At 55.1% G+C, this 17414-nt stretch carries 8 protein-coding genes; 3 read left to right on the top strand and 5 right to left on the bottom strand.

The genetic code is table 11. From position 1 onward, the window contains the following. Window positions 1–158 precede the first annotated feature (158 nt). On the top strand, window positions 159–1190 hold the full coding sequence (locus J3U88_RS16915; protein WP_207860108.1) for a hypothetical protein: 1032 nt from the start codon (window positions 159–161) through the stop codon (window positions 1188–1190). A 5-nt stretch (window positions 1191–1195) separates the two neighbouring features. Further along, a complete protein-coding gene (locus J3U88_RS16910) occupies window positions 1196–1558 on the top strand; it encodes a hypothetical protein (RefSeq protein ID WP_207860107.1) in 363 nt (120 codons plus the stop codon). Window positions 1559–1791: 233 nt separating this feature from the next. On the opposite strand, the gene J3U88_RS16905 is transcribed toward J3U88_RS16910, so the two are convergent. The 3 genes from J3U88_RS16905 to trpS form a co-directional block, all read right to left on the bottom strand. Further along, window positions 1792–2865 (bottom strand): integrase core domain-containing protein, encoded by a 1074-nt coding sequence (locus J3U88_RS16905; RefSeq protein WP_207860106.1) that lies wholly within the window; start codon window positions 2863–2865, stop codon window positions 1792–1794. Window positions 2866–3504: 639 nt separating this feature from the next. Next, complete coding sequence (locus tag J3U88_RS16900; RefSeq protein ID WP_207860105.1) at window positions 3505–6957, bottom strand: CARDB domain-containing protein; 3453 nt, start codon at window positions 6955–6957, stop codon at window positions 3505–3507. A 713-nt stretch (window positions 6958–7670) separates the two neighbouring features. Then, complete coding sequence (gene trpS, locus J3U88_RS16895; RefSeq protein WP_207860104.1) at window positions 7671–8648, bottom strand: tryptophan--tRNA ligase; 978 nt, start codon at window positions 8646–8648, stop codon at window positions 7671–7673. Window positions 8649–9179: 531 nt separating this feature from the next. Between trpS and J3U88_RS16890 the strand changes: the two genes are divergently transcribed. Next, window positions 9180–11054, top strand: coding sequence for an FAD-binding protein (locus J3U88_RS16890; RefSeq protein WP_207860103.1), 1875 nt, complete (start codon window positions 9180–9182; stop codon window positions 11052–11054). Window positions 11055–11161: 107 nt separating this feature from the next. Here J3U88_RS16890 and J3U88_RS16885 read toward each other — a convergent pair whose 3' ends face one another. Beyond that, window positions 11162–12577, bottom strand: coding sequence for a hypothetical protein (locus J3U88_RS16885; protein WP_207860102.1), 1416 nt, complete (start codon window positions 12575–12577; stop codon window positions 11162–11164). 3 nt (window positions 12578–12580) lie between these two features. Next, window positions 12581–17068, bottom strand: a complete 4488-nt coding sequence (locus J3U88_RS16880; protein WP_207860101.1) for a serine/threonine protein kinase — start codon at window positions 17066–17068, stop codon at window positions 12581–12583. Window positions 17069–17414 lie beyond the last annotated feature (346 nt).

Below are 17414 nucleotides of genomic sequence, written 5' to 3'. Positions count from 1 at the left end.
CCGGCCGAACGGCGAAGAGGCGAGCATCAGGCAGATATATCGTGAAGATTCAAATTTTCGCGCCTGGCTACAAATCAAACCGCTAGCCCATTTTCCTATCGTTTTGGTTCTTAACTTAACGGCATTGACCGTATGCGTATGGGTTGGGGAATCCCATAATGTTCATTGATCCCAATGGTTTGCAGACCAAAGTTTTCCAATACATAAATATAGACAATGGCACTCGCGGCTGGGTTTATATTCATGAAGACGAATTCAATAGAGCAATAAGCGGAAAAGACTTTATGTACTCTACTGCTGTATATGATAATCCGGTATTCCCAAGTGCTGGCGAGCTTCGGTTTCATGATGCAATTAGAGGGAAAACATCAGACGAGATTCGTCTATATATCATGCGAGATCTGGGCGGAATAGCACTTGGGAGTCGATATAAAAGATTTCTTATATTGGACTCCTCTACATCTAAGCTGGACAGTAGTTCTCCAACGGAAATAATTGAAGATGCGGGATGGAATATTATTGCAAAATCAAGAGCGCTTCCTGGTGGCATTTTGGATGTTGCGGCAACCAATCTTGAAACTTTTTTGACTGGATCTGCTCAAGTTGAAAAAATGAAGAACGGGAAATGGAGAAGAGTCGTATATTTTGATCCAGAATTTGTAATGGAGTCTTCAGTAGTGCGAGATACCCAAGAACGCAATATAGATGCGGCAGTTTTAAAGTTGGCTACAAAGAGTGGTAAATTGAGGCCAGGAGAACAAGGAACCATTAAAGAAGAACAAATAGGATGGGTTGTTTATCAAGATGGTTTTTATTTTGATCCATTTTTCTGGGCCGCCGGAAGTTCAAAATTAACTAGCAACGTGGTTTTGAACTTTTCGAAAGAGAGAGGAGTTATTGTTGCTGAAGGCTATGTCTACAATGTTTGGAGTGATGTTTACGATTGGAACCCAGGGCAAGATGAACATGGGGATTACTACGACAAGTCTGTTGTTTTGCCAGGTATTTTATTTGGCCAGACGAGAAAGAAGTTGGTTGTTTTTGATTCTGCTTGGTTGTCCCTAGAGGAGTCAAGCCTTCATCCGGCAAAATCCTTTGAAATGGAGTCCACATGGCGACAAAAAATTAAGATTGTTATTTCTGGGTCCAAGATCGACATCATTCTATCTGAAAGGTACGAACAAAGGTGAGGTCAATGAATCGTTTCGTTTTTGTGATAATTTTAATGACTTCTGCATTCCTTGTTGATTTATGGGTTGTCAGAGTTGGCACAGCGAGAACTGCTTCCTTTTTCTTTTTATTTCACTATCCTGTTGTGTACTTTTTGTGGCCATCATATTTACTTACCGCTGTATTCGCTGCAGTCAAAGTCGACTTAGCTAAAAGAATATTTTTGTTCCAAGCCGTGATTCAACTTTTCTCGATTGCAGTTTTTATAATTTTTACATTTGGTGTAGTGCCTCACAATGCAATATTGTTAAAGCTGGTTAATGCCGTGCTGTTTGTCGTTGTGGTTTTTTATATAAAACCTAAGAAGCGCGTAGTGTCCCAAAAATAAACACGTAACCCAATTCCCTCGAAGCCCAAGCAGTGAAACAAGAACCGACCCGTAGTGTCCCAAAAATATACAGGCCGCCCAATCACCCTGAATTCCCTGCCGCGCAACAAGAGCCGACCTTCCGTTTTCTGGAAATTCGCCAAAAACTTTGCCCGAGCGAGGTGTTTCTTTGATGTAAAGGCTTCATTTGGGCGCACTTTGGCCTTGGATTTCGCTCCGAATCCACCGTACTCTTAACCTGAAACGCGATCATAAAAACTGAGCAAGCCGCCCAAACGGGTTCGTCGCCGGATCCTTCCCTCTGACTTCCCCTGCATGCCGGAGATCAACCGGTTTCCCAGCCCTTGGTGGGGGCGCTCCTCATGGTAGTGCGCCACATATTCACGCAAAAGGTATTCAAGTTGTCCTTTCGAGAAAATCACGAATCGGTCCAAACATTCTTCACGAATGCTCCGAATCACACGCTCCACATGTGCGTTCAGGTTGGGCGAGCGGGCCGGCAATTTGACCGTGGTCACACCAGTTGCGGCCAAGGTGGCCTTAAACTTTTCGCCGAAAACCGCCGCTCGATCATGAATCAAATAAGCGCCCTCTTTCAGGAAGCCGCGTTCCTCGTCCGTTTCGTTGCGTGCGACCTGCACCAGCCATGCCTGCGTCGGCTCGTTCACAATGCCGGCGATGTGGATTCTTCGTGTCGCCAGGTGCATCATGACCAAAACATGCACCCGCTGAATCCCCCAGTCACGTGTCAGTTCCACGGTGAAGAAATCGGCGGCGACCATGCTCGACCACTGCTGCTCCAAGAAACAACGCCATGAGCGCGTGCGTTTCGGGGCCGGGCTCAAACCCGCATCTTCCAAAATCCGAGCCACGGTGTTTTTTGAAAGCGTTACCCCGAGATGCTTCAGCGCCCCGACAATCCGCCGGTAGCCCCAACTTGGATTTTGTTCGGCCAAACGCCGCACCAAAGCGGCCGTTTCAGGCGAAGTGACCGGCCGTCCTTGCCGCCGACGCGGTTCGGGCTTATATTTCTGATGCACCAACCTTTGATACCAACGCAAAAACGTGTCCAGGCTGTAAATCAGCGCCGCGAGGCTTTGCAAAAAATCATTGGGAACCGCCCTTGCCAGGATCGCAAGCCGGCGCCGCTGCCGGTCGGTCAAACGTTTATCCCTACCTTTATTTAATGAACGAATCGTTTCCCGCTGAACCTGAATCAGACAAAAAAGTAAATCAAACACGGCTTTTTGGCGCGTTTCCATCTTCCCAAGAAACAGGACCAACCACAAAACGTTCAGCCAGGACATCGATCCTCTTTTTGTACCCATCCAAGTTGCATGGTCTTTCGTTGATTTGGAACTGAAGACAGAAAGCAGGTAATATCCATAAATCCAAGCGGGGTGTTGCGCCACTGCAGCACCCCGTTGTTTTCCGAGAAAGGGCAGTCTTCTGCAAGAAGCTGAAAAAAGCGGGATTACCTTTCGGGCCTTGTCGGCATTATTGCGTTGACGGGGGCCGCTTTACGGGAATTGCTCGTGGGAATGAGGGCAAGGCAAGGGGTCATTCACCGACCGTTGGAGCGGGGCTATCCTGGGAGTCAAAGCTGTTGGCAAATCCTGGCTGCTCAGCACACGAACCTAATCAAGGGGTGTCCGTTTTGTCTCTCCCGCTTTGGTTTGTGCCGTGGTGGCATCACGATTCAAGGACGCGCCCGGGGGACGCGTCCTTGAATCGCGGCGAAGGATCGCCGCATCTCGTGTGCTTGGGTTAGCCCGTATTTCTCACAAGGAATTCTGCTGCGAAGCCGAGAGCCATGCGATTACTTCGATTACTCGGTCGAGCCGCCTTCACCGTAGCGCTGCTACGCCTGTGCCGTCTCTCGGTCGTAATCTTCGTACTCACAAGGCTTTCTGCTTCTCGCGACGAATCCTTGTGAGAAATGCGGGTTAGGGGTTGATTTTGAAGGCGATGGTTACCTTGTTGTTGTTTTCGTTGGTTTCGGGAACCACGTTGTTGGGGTCAATTTTGTAGATCAAGTAGTAGTCGCCGGGGGTTAAACCCAAGCTGTTGGGCCACAGCATTTGTTTGGTTTTTGAGTAGGACGCGCCACCTTCGAGGTTGGGGACCGAGAACCAGGTCAATCGGGGATCGTCCGAGGACAAGGAACTGTCCGTGTAGATGTAGACGTAGACCGCGTTAGATTGGGCGAAGCTGGAGGAAGATCCGCTGTTTTCCGCGGTGATGCGCAGGGTGATGGGATCGCCCACTTGGATTTCGCTCAGGGCCACGCTCGCTTGGGTGAGTTCCAAGTCCGGCAGAGAGCCGGTTGCGGTGCGGCTGATTTCAATCGCGGCGACGTTGTTGTTTTCGTTGCTTTCGTCGATGACGTCGTCACGGTCCGCGACGAACAGCAGGTAGCTGGTACCTTCCGGCAGGTTGCTCGGCATGGTGATGTGCCGTGCGTTGTAAGAACCGGCGCCGGAGCTCAGGACACCTACGGTACGCTCGAACAACAAGGTGTCGTTTCCGCTAAGGGTCTGGTCGGTGGAAAGGTAGATGGCCGCGGTGGTGTTGCCGGCGGTGCTGGTGCCGCGGTTGGCAACGCGGTGGGTGACCCACAGCGCGTCGCCGGGCATTATGTTGGACGTGGGGCTTGCGGTAAAGCGCTCGTTGTAGAGGTCCTTGCCTTCGCCGGTGATGAAGATTTCGAAGCTGCCGGCGTTGTTGGTTTCGTTGAGTTCATGGATCACGTTGTGGAAATCAGCGACCCACAGGATGTGCCAGGTACCGCCGACGTTGGGGACGTCGATGAAGTTGTGGATGCTCATGACGGGGTTTACGACACCGACGTTTTGGAATTTCAGAGGGATGTCGCCGTCGTCGTAGGTTTGGTCTTGGGACAAGAAGTAACCCACGGTTTGCTCCGGTGGTACGCCGTGGCCGGCGTTGCGCAGGGTCGCGCTCAGGGTGATGCGGTCACCGGCAACCACGTTGGTTGGGGTGGCGGTGGTGTTTTCAACAACCATGTCGGGCAAAAGCGTGTTGTTGACGTGAATGGCGCGGTATTCGATGTTGTTGTTGGTGTTGATTTCGGTGACGCTGCCGGTGGTGTTGGCAACGAAGAAGATGTACTTGGGGCCCCAGGGCGTGCTGGGGGGAATGCGCACGGAGTGGCTTTGCGCGCTGGTGGCGCCGGCGCCCAGGGGTGGGACGTTTTCGACTCCCAAGCGTACGTCGTCTTGGGGGTTGAAGCGAATGTCGTTGGAGAGGTAGTAGTGCAGTTCGCTGCTTGATGCGTCTTGTGAACCGATGTTTTCGACGATGGCGGAAACGTAGAGGTAACGGCCGGCATCGATGTTGTCGGTGTGCGTGTCGTGGGTGGAGATGGCCAGGTCAACGCCGTCCAAGCCGATCTGGAGTGGCAGGGCGCGATCATTGTTGCCGATGGGGCCTTCATCCAAGGTGGCGCCGTGGTTGACGACGGCATGCAGCCATTGGTCGGTGGCGCCGGCATTGGCGGGGATGGTGTAGGGGATGTTGAGGACGAACTGACCGTTTACGGGAACGTCTTCGACGGTGTAGGTGCGGGGCGCGACGTTGTAGTCGATGCGGTCGGTATCGCTGAGGTACAGGGCCAGGCGGGAGCTGCCCGCGTGGGTTTCGCTCAAGTTGGCGACGGTGATGCTCAGGTTAATGGTCTCGCCGGGCATGGGTGCGGGGTTGGCGGTGGTGAAGCCGGTCACGGCAAGGTCGGGTTTCACGTCTTCTTTGATTTGAACGGCGCTGCCGGGGGTGATGTTGGTCAGGGTTTGTTGTTTGCCGGAGGCCCAGTCGACGGTGATGGAAACGGGGGCCGGATTGGTGCCCAGACCGAAGTGTTGTTCCAAGCTGTTCATGATGCCGAAGCCGTGGCCGGCGCGAACGTCGCGGATTTGGGTGGTTTCGGTTCCGGTTGCGCGGGTGCTTTCACCGAAGCCGTCGTTTTTGGCGGACTGCGTCACGGTGATGCGAGAGCCGATGCCGTGGGCGGGGCTATCGTCGCCGGTCAGCGAAACCTTCACAAAGCCGTTGCTGTTGCCGTTGTTGAGCCACAGTTGGTCGGGGCGGTTGGCGGCGGCGACGTTGGCGATCTTGCCGAAGCCGTCGATGAAGTCGACGTAACCGGCGTAGATGTCGAGGAAGCCGTCGTTGTTGAGATCACCCACGGAGAGGGTGCCGGGATTCTGCATGGCACCGTTGATGGAGACACGGAAATCGGTGACGGGGGTGAAGTCGCCGGTGCCGGTGTTGCGCCACAGGCGGGTGGTGCCGTTGGTGTCGCCGGCCAGCAACAGGTCTTGGTAGCCGTCGTTGTCAAAGTCGGCCAGAATCAATTGGGCGCCTTTGAAGCCGAGTGAGACGCCGAAACTGGTGTCTTCAAAGAAACGGCCGTAGCTGTCTTGACGGAACAAACGCGCGCCGCCGTGGGCGCTGCCGGGTTTGGTGTGGTCCAGAACAATCGCTTCCATTAAGCCGTCATTGTCAAGGTCGGCGAATTCAGCCGCATAACTTTGTTCGCTGTCGTTGAGGCGAATGGTTGATGCGCGTTCGCGGTAGCTGTGGCTGCCGTCTTGGGCGAATTGGCTCTGGAAAAACATGTTGCGGCGACGCAGGTCGCTGCTTGAGGCGCCGTCCAGTGCTTTGGCGAGGTACAGGTCGAAGTCGCCGTCGCCGTCGACGTCGGTCCAGGTAGCGGAACGGTTACCGCCGCTGGGGGTGGGGTTGGAGGAGAGCAGGTGGTCGGCGGTCTGCAGGGTGGTGCCGCCGGCGTAGGTCCACAGCATGTTTTTGCCTTCGCCGCCGGCGACGAACAGTTCCAAGTTACCGTCGTGGTTGAGGTCGAGGAACGACGCGCCTTGGGCAAAGAAGGTTTGGCCGGAGGGGAGGTTCAGCGGGAGGCGTGCGCCGCCGAAGTTTTGCCAACCGTCTTTGCCGAGCAGCAGGTTGCGGCGGTTGTTGTCACCGCCCGCGAAAATGTCCATGGTGCCGTCGCCGTCGATGTCGGCCATCGCGGTGGACCAGACGGGATAACCCAGATCAATGGTTTTGTGGTTGGAGAAACCACGGCTGCTGTTTTGCAGGGTGATCACGACTTGGGAGCCTTGGTGGATGCGGACAATATCGTCGCGCCCGTCGCCGTTCATGTCAACGACACCGATGGCGATGCCGCTGTAGGCGGGTTCGCCGCTGGTCGAGCCACCGCGGGTGCCTTCGGAAGCGAAGCCGCCGCCGATATCGGGAAGTTGGCTGCTTTGATTGGTAAAGGATTGGGCTTGGGCTGAAACACAAGCGAAAATTGCGAATATGAGTAGATGAACGATAAATCGTGCGTTTCGCACAATTTGCGAACAATGCAACATAGGACACCTCTGAGTAAGATACTGACCCTGATCGGATAAGGTAGGGATGGGCGGGAATAACCAGTCGCCCCTTGTCAGAGGTACACGTGCCGATGTGTACAAAAAGCGGTCACACTTTTTTAGATGGGATGATGACAGATGGTTTTAATACCTAAGAAGCGCGATAAGAGCGAGGGATTTTGGCTAAAGATCTGGAGCGAAATGGTTTGGGGGAAGCGGAAGCTCACCCATTGGGTGCGGTGAGCATTTTCACAGACCGTTGCAGCCCAGAGGTTTAGTCAAAATCGCCGCGAGTTATCGCGCTTCTTAGGTAATAGGGTTAGGAGGTTGTTTTTTTTGAGGGGGCCGGGTTGGCGTGGTTTTATTTCTCAGGACGTTTGGATGAAATGAGGATGGGCGGTGTGTGTTGTGCCCGGCCACGGGGGAATCGCGCCTTGGATGGATGGTGTCGCGTTGAGGCGGCCGTGTGCAACCATGGAGGGATGCGTCTTGCGGGCGGGCGGCGGCGCCTTGGTCTATGGGGCTCTTTGGCGAGGGCGGAGGTGGAACTATCCGTTTTCCCACAAAGAAATAACGGCTTCATCCGTGTCGGGAAGCGGTGACAGAGGGAAAAGGGCAAATCCGCATCCTCAAGTTATCGAAATATACTGAGAAATAACGAATACCAAGCCAGGCCTCGAACGAGCGTTCAGCCAAACAATCCCCAACCCATCCTAGCCAATGAAGCCGACGGCGGCGCGAACCCGGCGCATCGTTTCTTGGGCGGTGGCGCGTGCGGTTTTGGCGCCGGCGCGCAGAACATCCAACACCTCGTCCTCGTTTTTGACCAGGTGGTTGTAGCGCTCGCGATGGGGCTCGAGGAAGTGGTTGAGTTTTTCGAGCAGGGCCAACTTGGCGTGGCCGTAGCCGTACCCGCCGGCGCGGTAATTGGCAGCCATCTCGGCGATCTCTTCCTTGTTGGCGAAGAACTTGTACAGGGCGAACACGTTACAGGTATCGGGATCCTTGGGCTCTTCCAGGCCTTTTGAATCGGTTTCAATGCGCATGACCTGTTTTTTGAGTTCTTTTTTGGTGCCGAACAGGTCGATGGTGTTTTGGTAGGACTTGCTCATCTTCTGGCCGTCGATGCCGGGGATGACGGCGACCTCGTCTTTGATCATGCCGTCGGGCACGACCAAGGTCTCGCCGTAACGGATGTTGAATTTTTGGGCCAGGTCGCGGCACACCTCAATGTGTTGCTTTTGGTCGGAACCGACGGGAACAAAATGGGAATCGTAAATGAGGATGTCGGCGGCTTGTAACACGGGATAGGCGAACAGGCCGTGATTGGCTTCAATGCCGCGCGCGACCTTGTCTTTGTAACTGGTGCAGCGTTGCAACAGACCCATGGGTGCCAAGCAGGTGAGGATCCAAGCCAGTTCGGTGACCTCGGGGACGTCGGTTTGCATGAAGAGCAGCGACTTTTCCGGGTCGAGGCCGAGCGCGAGGTAGGTACGGGCGACGTCGAGCGTCCATTCGCGTAGGGTTTCCGGGTCGGGATGGGAGGTGAGTGAATGGTAATTGGCGATAAAAAAGTAACGGTCCCAATCGGCTTGGTTCTGGCTGTCGATATGCTGGCGAATGGCGCCGAGATAGTTGCCGATATGCAATTTACCGGAAGGTTGAATGCCGGAAAGTACGCGTTTCTTCATGGTGGGTCCCCCGCCGCGCGGCCAAAACGGCCGAAATCAAATTAATAACGCGCGATTTTACCTAAAAAGTGCGCGGCGTGCCGATGATTTTCGTGGATGGTGCGGCTTATCGGGTGGGGATCTGGCGCCGCGGTCGGATTCGGGCTGTCGGGGACGGCCCGAATCAAGGGGGCGGTATCGGGGGCTTTACCAAAAAATGACGCGAGGCGACCTTGTTACAAAGTTGTTAAAATTGAGGAGGTTGCCGGAGTGATGCCGCAATGCGACGCGTTTTTGTGAACGGCGGTTCAGTTTCTTCTTTACAGCGCTTGTTCATTTTGGTTTACTAAAATCCAGCCAATTCGGAAACGGTTTCCGGCATTTTATTTTTCGTGTTATCTTGGCCTCAAATTTCGGGCAACACGCCGGTTACCTCGCTCACTTTTCTTTACCTTTTCACACACACGAATTTGCGCTGCGACATCGCAAAACGGCTGCCCGACGAAACCTTTATTTTCGGAAAAGTGGCAACATCTTCTAAGGAGTTCCTGCATGAGCAACCTCAACATCGCTTGTCTTCTGTCACCGATGGCGGATACGGAAGGGCCGATGGACATCGCCGGCGGTAACACGCTGACCGGCTCCAAAAAGATCATGGGTAAGTACGGTGAAGTCGGCTTGGAAGCCACGATCACCTTCGCTGAAGAAAACCCGAACAGCATCCACACCGACCTTCTTTCCATTGGTAAATCCAAAGAAGTTACCTCGCTGCAACAAACCGCGATTGCGATGATTCAACCCAAAAAACACCCTGGCACCTTGGGTGTGCATGCAGTGAATGACGATGCGATTGATTCGCGCGATGCTTTTGAAGTTGCCGAGATGTTGGTGGCCATGGTCAACAAGCTCGAAAACAAACCCGACATGATTTTTGCCGGTCGTGAATCATGGGACTACGCGCACGGTGTGGTCGGTCCCGCCGTCGCGGCCAAGTTGGGTTACCCTTACTATTCCGGTGTCAACGAGGTGAAGTTGAACGACGGGATGAAATCGGTCACCGCGACCTTTATCGAAGGCAACGACAAGATCGTTTACGACATCCCCCTGCCCGCGGTCTTCGGCACGACCGATTGGTTGAACGGCAAAGACAGCGCGCGTTTCACCTCTTTGAAAGGTGTGATGGGTGCCAAAAAGTTCAAGCGCAACCAAATGACGGTGGAAGATCTGGGCATTAGCGCCGCTTCCAAAACCACGATCACCAACATTGAAGTGGTGAAGTCCGAGCGCAAGAACCGCAAAGTGGCCGCCGACGAATCCGGCGCCATCGCCAAAGAAATGATCGACGTGTTGGTCAACCAAGACAAAGCGCTCGCCGCCGGTGGTACCGGTGACAGCGATGCCGGCGCCGGTGGTACCGCAAATTGGGCGGCGGCCGACGCGGCAAGTCTCAACCTTGCCGACGACGTGGTGGTCATCGCCGACCACGACCACAAGGCGTTGCGCCTCTCCACCAAACAAGCGGTTAGCCAAGCACGCAAGGTCGCCGACGCGACCGGTAAAAAAGTTACCCTGTTGGTTCTGGCCAAAGAAGCGGGCACTATTGGTGATTCTTGCTTTGGTTTCGGCGTTGACCGCGTGGTTGCGGCTACCTCCGATCTCTTCGAACACACCCACGTGAACTCCGCCGGCAAAGCCATCGCCCAACTCTTGGGTGGCGCGCCGAGCTTCCTGGTCACCATCGCCAACGACCTGGGTCGTGATTTGGCGGCTTCTCTGGCGACCCGATTTGACGGCGGCCTGTTACAAGACGTGGTTTCTCTGGAAGTTGACGGCGGCAAATTGGCCGGCACGCGTATCGTTTCCAACGCGCGTTTCATCACCTCCGAGAAAATCACCGCCGACGGCCCACAAATCGTCAGCGTTCGCGCGACCGCGTTTGACCCCATTGCCGGCGACATCCAACCCAGCTTCCACACGGTTGCCGTTTCCGGCATCGAGGTGAACGCCAAGGTTTCCGGCGTGACCAAAGGTGAAGCGTCCACGGGCGTGCCCCTCAACGAAGCGAAAATCATCGTTTCCGGTGGTCGCGGTATGAAAGACGCGGCCAATTTCGGTCAACTGCAAGAGCTGGCCGGCATGTTCGGTGGCGCCATGGGGGCTTCCCGCGCGGTGACCGATCTGGACTGGGTCCCCCACAATCTGCAAATCGGCCAGACCGGCACCACGGTTGCCCCTGATGTTTATTTCGCGGTTGGTATCTCCGGTGCGATCCAGCACTTGACCGGCATGCTCGGTTCTAAGTACATCGTGGCGGTGAACCCCGACGGCGACGCGCCGATCCACAAGCACGCGGATCTGAGCGTGGTTGACAAGTGGGAGAACGTGATCCCCGCGTTCAGCGCGGAAATGAAAAAAGCCCTCGGCTAACGAGGACGATTCGCCAAAAAGAAAGGGCCCCGCTCGTTTGAGTGGGGCCTTTTTCTTTTTGGGGCGAGGACTCGGCGGGTTAGTCACGTCGGAATTAATTCGGCGGGTTATAGCTCGATGGTGGGATCCAGGAAAACGGCCTCGGGAAAAAGGAGTTTGGTGAAGGCGGAACCGCCGTCTTGGTTGGTGACCAAATCCATTTTGCGGAGCGCCGCCTTTCGGTCGGTTTCCGAACCCATCTCAAGAAAGGTCCGTTCACCGCGTTTTTGGTCCTCGGCCACGACGGGTTCCAATTGCAGGGACCAGGTCGGGCGATCATCGAAACGCGTCACGAAAAGCGCTTTTTCTTTTTCGTAGATGGTGAGCGAACCTTCCGGTGCCAAACCCAGGGATTTGGCGATGAGGATCAAACAGGTACGTTCGGTGTCGTGCATGTCGGGATCCTGGTCGGCGGCTTTGAACATGTCGGCGACGGTTTCTTGGGCGGTGCGGCCAATGCCGGTTTCGCCGCGCAGGTTTTTGGCAAAGGCGGCGACGGTTTTCAAGAAGCGGGTGATGGGTAGTAACATGACGGGGTTGTCGTTGCGCGGCACGTAGTAAGCGAAATTGACACGGTAGTAGAAACCGCGGGTGATGTTGGTGGTGTGAAAAAGCTGGCGCAGGGCCAGGTTGGTGTCGCCGGAGGTGCGCAGTGGTTGCGCTTTTTCGGTGCCGATAAAGTGGTAGAGCGAATTCACCACCAGGTCCAACTGAATTTGACGGCTGAGGCGGAGTTGGCGGAACACGGTTAAGAGCAGAATCGCGGTGTAGAACTGGATCCGCAAATCCTTCAGGGGCAGATCAATGTTAAGCAGGCCGCGGATGTAACGGGGATAGCGTTCGTTGACGCGAATCAGGTTGAGAATCACCCGGTAGGCGGCGTCCATCGGGTGGTTGACGTCTTGAATGACGGCCTCGTTCATTTGCTCGAGGAAGTAGAGGAGTTTTAGGGCGTTGCGCATGGCGTATTGGGCGGCATGGCGTTCGTCGATCATGGTCGATGGAAAGGTTTCTTCCTCGAGGTTGTCGAGGGCGGTGATTTTGTAGCAGTCGTACCCGCTTAAGGCTTCTTGAACCTCGATGACGCCGCTGACCGGTTCGCGAACCATGACATTGGCCAGGGCGATCAGGTTTTTGGGTAAGTCGGTTTCTTCCACGAAGTTGGCGCTGAAGGAAATGCCGCCGATATCGATGCGTTCGAACAGGCCGGCGAGGTGCTGAACCGGTTCCAACATGCTTTTCTCGATAAAAATTCGCCGCTCGACGATGTGGACGCTTTGACGGGTGACCCGCAGCGAACAACCCTTGAGTTCCTTAAACGAGGTTTCAATGACCTCGCGTAATTCGCGGGTCAGGTCGTCGTAAGAGCCGACCATGTTTTTGCTTCCGCCGGTGAGGTTGCGAAACAGCTTGCTGAGCTGGAAGGTGAGCCGTTGGCCGAGCGCTTGAATGCGTTTGAAGTCCTTGCGTGAGGTGGTTTCCATAAGTTACTTCTCCAGCAAAAGCTTGCAATAGCGGATCAATTCTTTGTTGCCGCCAATCTGAAACTTGCCGGCCGCTTTTTTGAGGGCGTTCATGCCGGCGGGCGACCCTTCTTGTTTGAGGAGGTAGGCGGCGTGTTTTTGGTGAACCAGGGTAATGCCTTCGGCCTCCGCGCCTTTGGCGGTAAGCACCTGAATCAAAAACTCCTGGCCGTCCCAAGACTTGGTGCGTTCGGCCAACTCAAAGACTTTTTCTTTTTCGGGTTCGGTCAAACGCGCGAATTTGCGCACCTCGTAAAACACTTTTAGGGTTTCTTCTTGGGCTTGCGGGGCAATGATTTCGAGCGCATGCCACGCGGCTTTTCGCGATGCATGGTAAGCGTCGTCCTCTTCCTGTGCGCAGTTCTGGAGGATCGAGCGGCGTTCGGGGAAATCCCGTTGGCTGATCAGGTCGATCAAGGCGAGTCGGGTTTTGGTGCCGGGATGATTGAGCCAACGCAGGAAAATTTTGCTGTCCACATCCTCGGGTAACTCGCTGAAGCAAGGGAGGAACATCGCGGCGGCGGCGTCGCTGAGGTTCACGGCCCAATCGACCAATTTGAGCGCCTCGTCCTCGCGGGCGGCGTGCAGGCATAACTTGGCGAGGAATTTTTTGTGAAACGGCTCCTCCTCTTCGACGAAGAGGTGGAAGAGTTCGGTGACGGTTTGCTCGGCGTTACACCATCGGCAGATCTGTTTGAGTTCACTTTCAAATTGATTGAGCTCGCGCTCCTGCTTGTGGTTGATCATGCGGAAAAATTCCGGGCTCGCCAGTTGGATGCGTGGGTCGGTTACCCCGGAGCGAACCAGTTCGCCCTCGCTGCGCCACTTATCAAGGTGGTGGAGGATGCTGACGGCCATGTCGAAATCGTTGTCCGACACGCAGTTACGGATCAGTGCGTCGACCAAGCGAGCTTGGGTATGGCCGAGTGGGCCGGCAGGTCCGTCTTGAATGTGACGCAAGCAGATGTCGATTGCCTCGCGGCGCATGATGGGGTCGGCGTCGCGGCCGAGCTGCTCGCGAATCTTGCGGGGTTTGATTTGGCTGAACTTTTCCTCGATGTCCAGGTACAGCGATTCCAACTCGGTGAAGGGGATCGCATCGCCCTCGATGAAGCGGTTTTCGTCCCAGGTATCGGTGTAACGCAGTTGCTCTTCCAGCTCACGCAGACGATCCCGCGAGAAGTCGTCCTCATAAACGGTGTCCACGTAATCGGCGCGGATGCGGCCCAGGTCCAGTTGGAACATCAGCGTGACCGCATCAATGCCGTTGACCTTGCTGCCGTTGAGGAATGCGACGATACCCTCCATGAAGGCTTTCAGATCGTTGAGCAACAGGCCTCGGTAAAAGGTGATGTTGCGAATGCCGTCCTCGTAGAAATGGAAGCTGAAGCTTTTGGGGCCTTGATCTTCTTGGTAAACCAGGGTGCCGTCGTGCATCAGACCGATGGCGGTGACGGTCAGGTCGAGTCGGTCCCAGGTTTCAAAGTAACGCATAAAATAGAGATGGAGACCGCGCAATTCCAAAATCGGGGTTTGATCCAATTTGACGGCCATGAAGGCGCGGCCGAATTGATCCATCAGTTTCTGCACCAACCCTGCTTTGGTATCGCCCGAGTTGGGGGCCATATCGGCTTGGAGGTAGCGCATCAAATCTTCGATGCTGTGCAGCACCTCGGAGGCCGATTCAAAACGGTTATCGGGATTCTTTTTCAGGCATTTAAGCACGAAGTATTCGAAGTTGGGGTTGACCGAGGCCTCCAACTCACGCAAGGTCGGCGGGGGTTCCTTCAAGTGTTTGGTGACCACGTCGTACCAATTATTGCCGGTGAAAGGGCGTTTCCCGGTCACCATCTGGAAGGCGGTAACGCCCATGCTGTACAGGTCGGCGCGGAAGTCCACGATCCGTCCGCCGCCCGCTTGCTCAGGTGCCATGTAATAAGGGGTGCCGGTGAGGTTTTTCAATTTAACGCTCGGTTGCTGCGTATCCTCACCATGGCTGTCGTAGTCAAGAATTCTGGCCAAGCCGAAATCGGTGATGAGGACCTGGCCGTTCTCGTGCAACATGATGTTTTTGGGTTTGATGTCCAGGTGGACCACGTCGTGGTTGTGAGCGTATTTTAGGGCGCCGGCCACATCGCGCAAAATTTCCAGGGTGCGGATCTGGTCAAAGCGGCCTTTGGTTTTTAAGACCCGATCCAGCGACCAACCTTTAATGAACTGCATGGTGTAGTAAACCATGCGCTGCGGGTGGTCCTTGAGCACAGCGGGTGGAAAATCCAAGTAGGCGCTGTATTCCTCTTCCTCAATTTCGCCGGTATCAAATTCCTGGGCGATGTTGGGATGACGGAACTTTGAGACAATCTGTGCCTCGTGGATGAACTGGTCGCGGACCCGTTGCTTGCGTGCGTACTTGGGTTTCAGTACCTTCATCGCCGCTTCGATGTTCTTTTTGCGATCTTGAACCAAATAAATTTCGGCAAAGCTACCCTCACCCACCTTGCGAATGAAATGGTAACGGCCTTTTTTGCCGATGGTCGGCGGGGCGCTGGTTTCGATTTCCTCGAGGTCGTAGTCGAGGGATTCCGGGGCGATGGGCGCGACGGCGAGGCCGCGATCCTGCAGGAATTGTTTAAATTCCTTGGAGGCGCCCAAGATGCGCACGCCGATGCGGTAGAAATCGCCTTCCTCGCGGGAAATCGTTCGCCGGTTTTTTTCGGTGACCTTAAGCGAGAACACGGAACGATCCGGTAGCTGACATTTAATGAGGTAGTAGCGGTTGGCCGGGAAATTGATCGGGGCGTAGAAGCACAGGCCCTTGGGGCCGAAATCTTGGCTGCGTCCCCGGAACACGGTTTCGGCGACCTTGACCAGAATGGGTAATTTAACACGCAGGCGATTTTGTGAGCGGCGGTCGTTGAGGGGATCCTCGCCGTCGTAACCGGCGGCCAATGCTTGGTCGATGACCTCGTTGTGGTTGGGGAGGTCGCCGCGGTTGAACATATCGATTTTGACCAGGAACTGGTCGAAACCTTCGTTGGCCGAGATGATGCCGAGGCCGATGCGCCACAGCTTGCCGAAGGGAGTGTGTACCTCGGCGCGGCTTTTTTCCTCAACACGCAGGTCAAAGGTCAGCTTCTGCTGGCCGAAGCATTTGATCGGGAACCGTTCCAGTTTGGGGAATTCCATGGGGGCCAGAATGCTGAGGCCTTTGGCGCCGAACTCGATGGAACGGCAGCGGTGGGTTTTTTCGCCCGCCTTGGCCAGCACCGGGATTTGCACATAGGCGCGTCGCTGGCTGCGTCGGTTGTCGTTGCCGAGTTCCAGCTTGAGACCGGCGGCGAGGGCGCGATCCACATCACTCAGCTCGGAGCGCGGTTTGAAGATGCGGTGCCGCGACAGAAAGGTTTCGAAGTTAGGACTGTATTTGAGGATTTTTAGGCCGATTCGGGTTTGGTAACCCGATTCCGTCCACACTTGCTCGCGGTGTTTTTCCTGGACCTTGAGGTCGAATTCCATCAATTGGTTTTCGCGGCATTTTAGGCGGAATTGATCAATGATCGGGATGTCGCTGGTAAATACCGCGCTGAGCCCTTTGGCGCTGAAATCGACGGTAGCGCCTTGGAACATCAATTGCCCGATCATGGCGTGACAGTCCAGTTGGAGCTGCACCCGCTTGGTCAAACGTTTGTCCGAGCGGGTTTCGATTTCTTCGTCCACGGGGGTTGCTTCCTGAACAGCCGTGGTTTCGGCCAAGGAGTCGAGTCCGTCGGCGTAGGTCATGTCCATGCTGTGGTCGAGTGGCGGCGATTCGGGGTCGCCGGGCCGTGGCGTGTCGCGGTTGCTTTCCACGCCGGGCATGGGAATGGGGAAGGCGTTGAAGTTGCCGGAGATGTTGAGGGTGCCTTCCAGTTCTTCGATGCTGTCGGCCGAATCGTCGAGGATGTAGGTCGGCGGCGGGCCGTTTTCCTGGATGACCGTTTCGTCAAGCGAGCGGCTGGGCACCAAAACTTGGTTGAGGGTTTCGTCCAGGGAAAGCCAAGGGGGAAGGGTTTGGGTGACCGAGACGTCTTCGAGATCTTCCAAGCTTTTGATGTTGTCCGTGTGGGCTCGGTCCAGGGCGTCGCGCAGCTCTTTTTCCAAGTCGATGTCGCTGGGCGCCAGGGATAAAATACGTAACCCGTGTTTGGTAAAACGTTTGTTTTTCAGGGCGACTGGTTTGCGGTTACGGGCTTCGACATGGATGACGATTTCCAAATCGGCTCGGGGCATCATCGTTATGCGAAACTGATTGGCAAGCGGCATTTCCGAGGTGGAAAGGATGCTCAGGCCCTTGGGCCCGAAGTCAATCGTCTGCGCGCGATAGGGACGTCCGTTAATATGGCACTGAATGTCCATTTTCAGGACAATACGTTCCGTTAAACGGCGATTGGGTGGGTTTTCGTTGTCGATCATCTGTGGCCGGTCTCCGACAAGGGCGAATCCTGCAAATAAGATCCATCAGGTGTGGCGTCAAACGATAGGAACACCTGAAGCGCTTAAGTTAAGGGAAGGGCGCATCGGTAGCAGGAAGGTGGAGCTCCATTATAGAGAATGCCGCCGAAATTCGAAAAGCGGATTCGCGTTTCGTGGTGCTGAATTCGAAAGTGTGGCTATTGTCCCCTCACATGGCGGGACTGTGGTAATTTAAGCCGGTAGCTCCAGACCTCTTGAATCGGCTTTTTCCAGGGTAAAACGAACCGCTTGTGATCATGGTTTCGTCAAGGTGCCGGTTGTGGCCGCGTGGTCGACCAGGTTGCCC

Origin of the sequence: Acanthopleuribacter pedis (assembly GCF_017377855.1) — a bacterium.
In the GTDB taxonomy this organism is placed as follows: domain Bacteria; phylum Acidobacteriota; class Holophagae; order Acanthopleuribacterales; family Acanthopleuribacteraceae; genus Acanthopleuribacter; species Acanthopleuribacter pedis.
Note: the sequence above shows the minus strand (reverse complement) of the source record. Positions and strands in the feature narration are given on the sequence as shown.

Bases quoted from the DNA above. Each gene is read 5' to 3' on its own strand.
- J3U88_RS16915 (WP_207860108.1), top strand. From the start codon at position 159: ATGTTCATTGATCCCAATGGTTTGCAGACCAAAGTTTTCCAATACATA.
- J3U88_RS16910 (WP_207860107.1), top strand. From the start codon at position 1,196: ATGAATCGTTTCGTTTTTGTGATAATTTTAATGACTTCTGCATTCCTT.
- J3U88_RS16905 (WP_207860106.1), bottom strand. From the start codon at position 2,865: ATGTCCTGGCTGAACGTTTTGTGGTTGGTCCTGTTTCTTGGGAAGATG.
- J3U88_RS16900 (WP_207860105.1), bottom strand. From the start codon at position 6,957: ATGTTGCATTGTTCGCAAATTGTGCGAAACGCACGATTTATCGTTCAT.
- trpS (WP_207860104.1), bottom strand. From the start codon at position 8,648: ATGAAGAAACGCGTACTTTCCGGCATTCAACCTTCCGGTAAATTGCAT.
- J3U88_RS16890 (WP_207860103.1), top strand. From the start codon at position 9,180: ATGAGCAACCTCAACATCGCTTGTCTTCTGTCACCGATGGCGGATACG.
- J3U88_RS16885 (WP_207860102.1), bottom strand. From the start codon at position 12,577: ATGGAAACCACCTCACGCAAGGACTTCAAACGCATTCAAGCGCTCGGC.
- J3U88_RS16880 (WP_207860101.1), bottom strand. From the start codon at position 17,068: ATGATCGACAACGAAAACCCACCCAATCGCCGTTTAACGGAACGTATT.